We start from the raw sequence: 6,000 nt of genomic DNA, 5'->3' as shown, positions 1-6,000 counted from the left end.
GATTCCACTCCGTCCCTGACTTGACTCAGCGAGCGAGCAGCCAATTCCGGGGACGTGGAGGAACGCGTCCTTGCCAGAGGAAAGTCGGCGGGCGCGGAGGCCGGGGCTGGGAGATGGAAGGACGGTTTTGCACGACGCTATTCTTCTAGCGGGCTTCTTTCGCCCTTGGGTATCTCGTCGTTCGGGTAACCGTCCAACAGGAATGGGGAGCGTGCGCGCCTCGCGTGCTGTGGTTGGCGCCATCGCCAACCACCTCGTGCGCCCGGACCCACGCGGCGGATGAAGCTCCCTCCCCACGAACCCACCCCTTCACCCTTCCCGGGAGGGAAACTTGGAACTGGCGCAATCGTGGCTTCCCTCCCAGGAGGTGGCAGGGGGCGGATGCCGGGGTTCAATGGACGAACTTCGATCAGAGGGCCAGAACGAAGATTGTGGAAGCGAGCGAGAATGCAGCGATCGAGGCGAATGGATTGGCTTTCATCTTGGAGTCCTGCGGTAAGGATTTCACGGGGAGAGAGGCAGGCTGGAAGCCTGCCCTACATTGGTCAGATGGCGGATGCCTTTCATGATTCCGAGCCTGAACATGCCACAGGCAGGATCAAGAGTTGTTACGGAAATGTAAACTTCGTGGACGGACGAACAAGCGGTTGACAACGCGGGGCGATTCGCTACGGTTCCCGCTCTTGTTGAACCAGGAATTGCACCAGGAATATGCCTAACACAAAATCTGCGGAACGCCGGATGCGAAACAGCGCCCGCAAACACCTTCGCAATCAGAGCGTCAAATCACGCCTCAAGACCTTGGAACGCGCTTACCTCGCCGTGGTCGCCGATGGAAAGAAGCCCGAAGCGGCGACGGCCTTGCGCGCCGTCACTTCCGCGCTCGACAAAGCCGCCAAGAGCGGCGTGATCCATTCCGCGACCGCCAGCCGGAAAAAATCGCGGCTCTCCATTCGTCTGAACACGCTGAAGTAGGGAACCCTGAGCGCGGTTATTCCGGTTCGGCGGTAATGGCGATTAGAAAGGGAGCGGCGGAAGTCCGATTCGACACATAATCGATACGTTCCACTCCCACATCCGGCCGAGGATTCTCCCAGGTCAGTTTGTAGAGCAAGCCGGTTGCCCGGTCGGGTTCGCCTTTGGGCCAGGCAATCACGGCATGGGTGACCTCGGGAGCCAGCCAGAACGCCAGGGCCGCCGCGAGAAGAAGGGCAACTGACTGAGCCAGGCCAAAGGACTCATGCGCGCGCCTTCCCGGCCGGCGCTTCCAGTTTGTTCGGCTCGTCTTCATAATTCCGCCAAACGAATTTATGCCCGTTTCCGTTCCTTCTGTCGGGTAGGTGTTCCCCCTAATTTCGGTAGGGCGAGCCTGTCCCCAGCGAGCGCCTCACGTGTTTGGATCACGTGTGGGTCGGCTCGCTGAGGACAGGCTCGCCCTACCGTTCGCCTTCATGGGAAGCAGTCCATAACGAGAATTGCTGGGACGTCCGCCCTCGGGTTGAGTGCGTCCGTGAGGCGGCGACCGAAAACGGTGAGAAAGTCTCCAAGATCAGCCACCGCGTCGCAAGTATGCGCGGCACCACGTCCGGACCGAATGGCCAGCAAATGCGAGGCTCCCTGACGACTCCAAAGCATGCCCGATTGTTTCAAGCGCTGTCCGACCACAGTCTTGCAGCCTGCCTTCACCACGCCGGAGCCGATGAAGTAGCCCGCCTGCCGGAAGGTCTGGTACGTCATGCGTGACTTGTTCCGCTCAAAATAGGCGATCTGTTTCTTGGCACCGGCAACTTGTGGATGCGCCGGCCAGTCGGTGGCCTTGACCTTGATCCCGTGGCTTGCAACCGCTCGCTCCCTGATTAATGCTGAATCCGAAATCAGTGTCCTTGCACAAGATGTTAAACGAAGAAGTTGTCAAACGCGCCCTGCAGTCGGTCAAGTATCCCGGTTACTCCCGGGACATCGTTTCGTTCGGGTTGGTGAAGCAGATCTCCGCAGCCAACCACGCCGTGAGCCTCCTCATCCAACTCACCTCCGGCAGCCCCGACGTGGCCGCTCAAATCAAGAATGATTGCGAGCGCGCCTTGAAAGCGCTGCCGGACGTGAAGGCCGTTCACGTCGATGTCAGGCTTCCCGCTCCGGCCGCTCCGAGCGCGACCGGTCCAAATCCGTGGTCGCAACAGTCGCCTGTGCCTGGGATCAAGCGCCTGGTCGCCGTGGCCAGCGGCAAGGGTGGCGTGGGCAAATCCACCACTTCGGTGAACCTGGCGTGCGCGCTCCGGCACCTGGGCGCCGCGGTCGGCTTGCTGGACTGCGACATTTACGGTCCCTCCATTCCGTTGATGATGGGGATCAACCAGCGCCCCACGATCAGCGACCGCGAGAAACTCGTTCCGCCGGCCAACCACGGCGTGAAGCTGATGAGCATGGGGTTCCTGCTCGACGGCGATTCGCCCGTGATTTGGCGAGGTCCCATGATCATGAAGACCATCCAGCAATTCATCAACTCCGTCGAGTGGGGTGAACTCGATTATCTGCTGGTGGATTTGCCGCCGGGCACGGGCGACGCGCAGCTCTCGCTTTGCCAAACCGTCCCGCTCGACGGCGGCGTCATTGTGACGACGCCGCAGGAAGCTTCGCTGGGTGTCGTGAGAAAGGGGATCGCGATGTTCGTAAAAGTCAATGTTCCCATTCTGGGCATCGTGGAGAACATGAGTTATTTCCAAACTCCATCGGGAGAGCGCGTGGAAATCTTTGGCCACGGCGGCGGGCGGGCTGAGGCCGAACGTCAGAGCGTGCCTTTCCTCGGTGAAATCCCGATCTTTACGGAAATTCGAGTCAGCGGCGATCAGGGAGTTCCGATTGTGGTCTCCGCGCCGAATGCGCCGCCGGCTCAATCTTTCATTCGGATTAGCGAAGCGCTGCGGCAGCAACTCGGGTAGCTCCCCGATTCGGAATCTCAACAGGAGGAAACGGAGGCAACAGAGACTGACCCGTTGAGCACTTTGTCTCGGTGCGCGACCTGCCAGGTCTCGGCACAGCGGTTTGGGCAATCCCGCTTGTGACCCAGTTCCGCTCTCTGTTTTCTCAGTTGCCTCCTGTTATTAAACCCGATAGCGCTTCACTCGCGAACCAGCCTGCGCTCCGCATAAACAGGTTTCTCAGGCCGCCCACTTTGGATCCGAGGACGAGGGAGGAGACTTTTCCCGCGCCTGGAGGTACACGGTGACCTCCGTGCCTTGCCCTAATTCGGAACGGAGATGGACCGCGCCTTTGGCCTGTTCGACGAGCCGCTTGACGATGGAGAGGCCCAGGCCCGTTCCTTGGCCCAACGGTTTGGTGGAAAAGAACGGATCGAAGACTTTCCCAATCGTCTCCGGAGCGATGCCAGGGCCGCTGTCTCGCACCGTGAACGCCACCAGGGGCGGCTCGTTCAGAAAGCCATCGCGATTGATCAGGCGTTCGTTCGAGCCATCCTGAAATTTGGAGAGAATCAAGGCGTCGTTCAAACCGCGCGCGCGGATTTCGACTCGGTGCGGCTGGGGCGTGCACTGCAGCGCGTTGGTCGCCAGGTTCAGCAGAATCTGGAGCAGGTCGATCCCGTTGATCTGCACGTAGGTTTCGTTCGGGAGCGGATGGATGAGCAACTCGTTGGTCCGGGCACCGGAGCGGGTCTTGAGCAGTTCGCTCAGGTCATTCAAGGTCTGGTTGACGCGCACGGACGGGTTGGCGTGGGGACCGCCCCGGAGAAAACTGAGATACCGGCGCGAGATGTTGGTGATATTGTTGATCTGAAGCGTGATGCGGTAGAGCCGCTCCTTCACGGCTTCGAGCGCTTCGCCTTCGAGCTGCGGAGTAGCGCGCACGCTCTGATTCACCAGCTCCACCAGGCCGAAGATGCTTGTCAACGGCCCGTTAATGTCGTGGATGATGCTGGCGTAAATCTCGCCCCGCGTTTTGGCCATTTCTTCGCGGAGCGATTGGTTTTGAATTTCCTCCTGAAGGTGGGTCAGCCTTTGATGGTAGCCCTCGATCTTCTCGGAGCGATGGCGGCGTTCCATCGCCGTGGCCACGGCCTGCCGGATGGTGGCAATATCGAACGGTTTGGTCAGATAATCGCACGCTCCCAGACGCAAAGCTCCCCGCGCCGTCTCAATGGTTTCGTAAGCCGTGAGCATGATCACTTCGATGGCCGGTTCGATTTTCTTGAGCTGGCCGAGCGCTTCGATGCCGGACATGTTCGGCATGCGGATGTCCACGATCGCGGCGTCGATGCGCTGCTGCGTGGCCAGGCGAATGGCTTCCGCGCCGCTTTCGGCGAGCAGGATCGCGTATTCGTCCTGGAAAACCATTTCGAGGGTCTGGCGCGGGCCGTCCTCGTCGTCCACGATCATGAGCGTTCTCATATCGTTAGTCCTGTGATCATCTTTTCCCAGAGTGACTCATTCCACAACACCTTGGCCAGGAACCGCTGGTCGTCTTGGACCAGGGGGAATGATTCCGGGCGGCACGGAAGCGTCAGAATGAAGGTGACGCCCTGGCCGGCCTGGCCCTTGCATTCCACCTTGCCCCCGTGGTGATACACGATGAAGTAGCAGATCAACAGGTTGATGCCGTATTCGGCGAGCTGGCCGGCATGGGCGAGAAATGGATCGAACATCGACGCCAGCGCATCGGACGGAAAGCACGGACTCTGGTCGCGGATCTCCAGTTCGATGGCGCGAGGCGAGGCGTCCGGCTCTGGCACGGCACGGGCATGAAAGGCAATGCGGCTGTTGTCCGGCGCGTTCAGAAGTTCACTGGTCAACAGCAATTCGAAGAGCCGTTGGAATTTCCATTTATCCACCCGCAGCGGCGGCAGCGTGTCGGGAAAATCCAAATCCAATTCAACTTTCTTTTTCGCCAGGCGATCCCGGAGGCGATCCGCCGCATGCGCAACCACCTCGGCCAGCTTGACCTCCTGTTGAAAAGCGACATCGGAACGCTGGGCCGTCTCCGAGAACTCGGTCAGCATTTCGGTGATGCGGTTGACCTGGGTCTGAACGTGGGTGTGAAAGTCGCTCCAGAATTTGGGATCTTTCGACCGCTCCGGATCGACCGCTTCGTCTCGAAGTTTCGACGGGGCCAGATCGAGGAAAGTACGGATGGCGACGAGCGAATTGCGCAAGTGATGGTTCAGACCCGCGGCGAGAACTCCCAGGCTGGCCAATCGGTCCGCGACGATGAAGTTCTGGATCATGGCCAGCTTTTCCTTGAGCAATTGATCCCGCTCGCGCTGGACGATGAAGAATTCCAGGCCGTGGCGGAGGGTCACTTCCAATTCCGGAATGCGCCAGGGTTTGGCGATGTATTTGTAAATGGCGCCGGAATTCACGGCGTCGATGGCCGCGTTGATGTCCGCGTAGGCGGTGACCAGAATCCGCAACGTGCGCGGGCAAAGCTGGCGGGCGCGTTCGAGAAGCTGGACGCCCTGTTCGCCGGGCATCCGTTGGTCTGTCATGAGCAACGCGATCTGGCCCGGCTGGGCCTGGAGAATGCCGAATCCTTCCGCGGCGCTGGCGGCGGTGAAAATGCGGAACTGGGGATCGAACGCTCGGGCGAAGTACTTCAGAGAGTTCTCCTCATCGTCCACGTAAAGGATCCCAAATTTTTTGTAGTCGTAGCCGGTACCCATGGTGCGCGTACGTGCGTCACTCTCCATGCGCCTGGTTCCCACTCAATGACAGCGGCGCGCTGCGAAAACAGGCAGGGCTGGTTCTGCGCGCTTTTCAGTGTCTATTTTCATCGGTGGATTAAACGCCGCGTTCCCCCTCACCCCGGCCCTCTCCCGCTGGGAGAGGGAGAACGTATTGTCCCGCGTCCGACAGTCTAACGCGCCAGGACATGCTCCAGCGTGGCCTACGATTTTTCCCTCTCCCTGAGGGAGAGGGCCAGGGTGAGGGGGAACGCGGTGGGCGATCGACAAGTTGCTTAGAGCGTGTCCGAAAATTCCGCGGGGTCCTG

Annotated in this window: 5 protein-coding genes; 2 read left to right on the top strand and 3 right to left on the bottom strand. The window is 60.0% G+C overall.

The window, feature by feature from the left end; translation table 11 throughout:
- Window positions 1-711: 711 nt before the first annotated feature.
- Window positions 712-975, top strand: a complete 264-nt coding sequence (locus FJ398_09055; protein MBM3838097.1) for a 30S ribosomal protein S20 — start codon at window positions 712-714, stop codon at window positions 973-975.
- Window positions 976-991: 16 nt separating this feature from the next.
- Here FJ398_09055 and FJ398_09050 read toward each other — a convergent pair whose 3' ends face one another.
- Window positions 992-1,291: a hypothetical protein gene (locus FJ398_09050; protein MBM3838096.1), complete on the bottom strand. Its 300-nt coding sequence runs from the start codon at window positions 1,289-1,291 to the stop codon at window positions 992-994.
- 601 nt (window positions 1,292-1,892) lie between these two features.
- Between FJ398_09050 and FJ398_09045 the strand changes: the two genes are divergently transcribed.
- The gene (locus FJ398_09045) at window positions 1,893-2,939 is read left to right on the top strand and encodes an Mrp/NBP35 family ATP-binding protein (protein MBM3838095.1); all 1,047 of its coding nucleotides are present in this window, start codon (window positions 1,893-1,895) and stop codon (window positions 2,937-2,939) included.
- A 219-nt stretch (window positions 2,940-3,158) separates the two neighbouring features.
- On the opposite strand, the gene FJ398_09040 is transcribed toward FJ398_09045, so the two are convergent.
- Both FJ398_09040 and FJ398_09035 read right to left on the bottom strand, forming a co-directional pair.
- Entirely contained in the window at window positions 3,159-4,403 is a 1,245-nt protein-coding gene (locus FJ398_09040) for a hybrid sensor histidine kinase/response regulator (protein ID MBM3838094.1), read from the bottom strand.
- Window positions 4,400-5,698, bottom strand: a complete 1,299-nt coding sequence (locus FJ398_09035) for a hybrid sensor histidine kinase/response regulator (protein ID MBM3838093.1) — start codon at window positions 5,696-5,698, stop codon at window positions 4,400-4,402. Before FJ398_09035 ends, FJ398_09040 begins: the two co-directional genes overlap by 4 nt.
- Between the last annotated feature and the right edge of the window lie 302 nt (window positions 5,699-6,000).

This window comes from Verrucomicrobiota bacterium, from assembly GCA_016871535.1.
GTDB lineage: Bacteria > Verrucomicrobiota > Verrucomicrobiia > Limisphaerales > SIBE01 > VHCZ01.
This window is presented reverse-complemented; position numbering and strand designations above follow the sequence as displayed.

Bases quoted from the DNA above. Each gene is read 5' to 3' on its own strand.
- FJ398_09055 (MBM3838097.1), top strand. From the start codon at position 712: ATGCCTAACACAAAATCTGCGGAACGCCGGATGCGAAACAGCGCCCGC.
- FJ398_09050 (MBM3838096.1), bottom strand. From the start codon at position 1,291: ATGAAGACGAGCCGAACAAACTGGAAGCGCCGGCCGGGAAGGCGCGCG.
- FJ398_09045 (MBM3838095.1), top strand. From the start codon at position 1,893: ATGTTAAACGAAGAAGTTGTCAAACGCGCCCTGCAGTCGGTCAAGTAT.
- FJ398_09040 (MBM3838094.1), bottom strand. From the start codon at position 4,403: ATGAGAACGCTCATGATCGTGGACGACGAGGACGGCCCGCGCCAGACC.
- FJ398_09035 (MBM3838093.1), bottom strand. From the start codon at position 5,698: ATGGAGAGTGACGCACGTACGCGCACCATGGGTACCGGCTACGACTAC.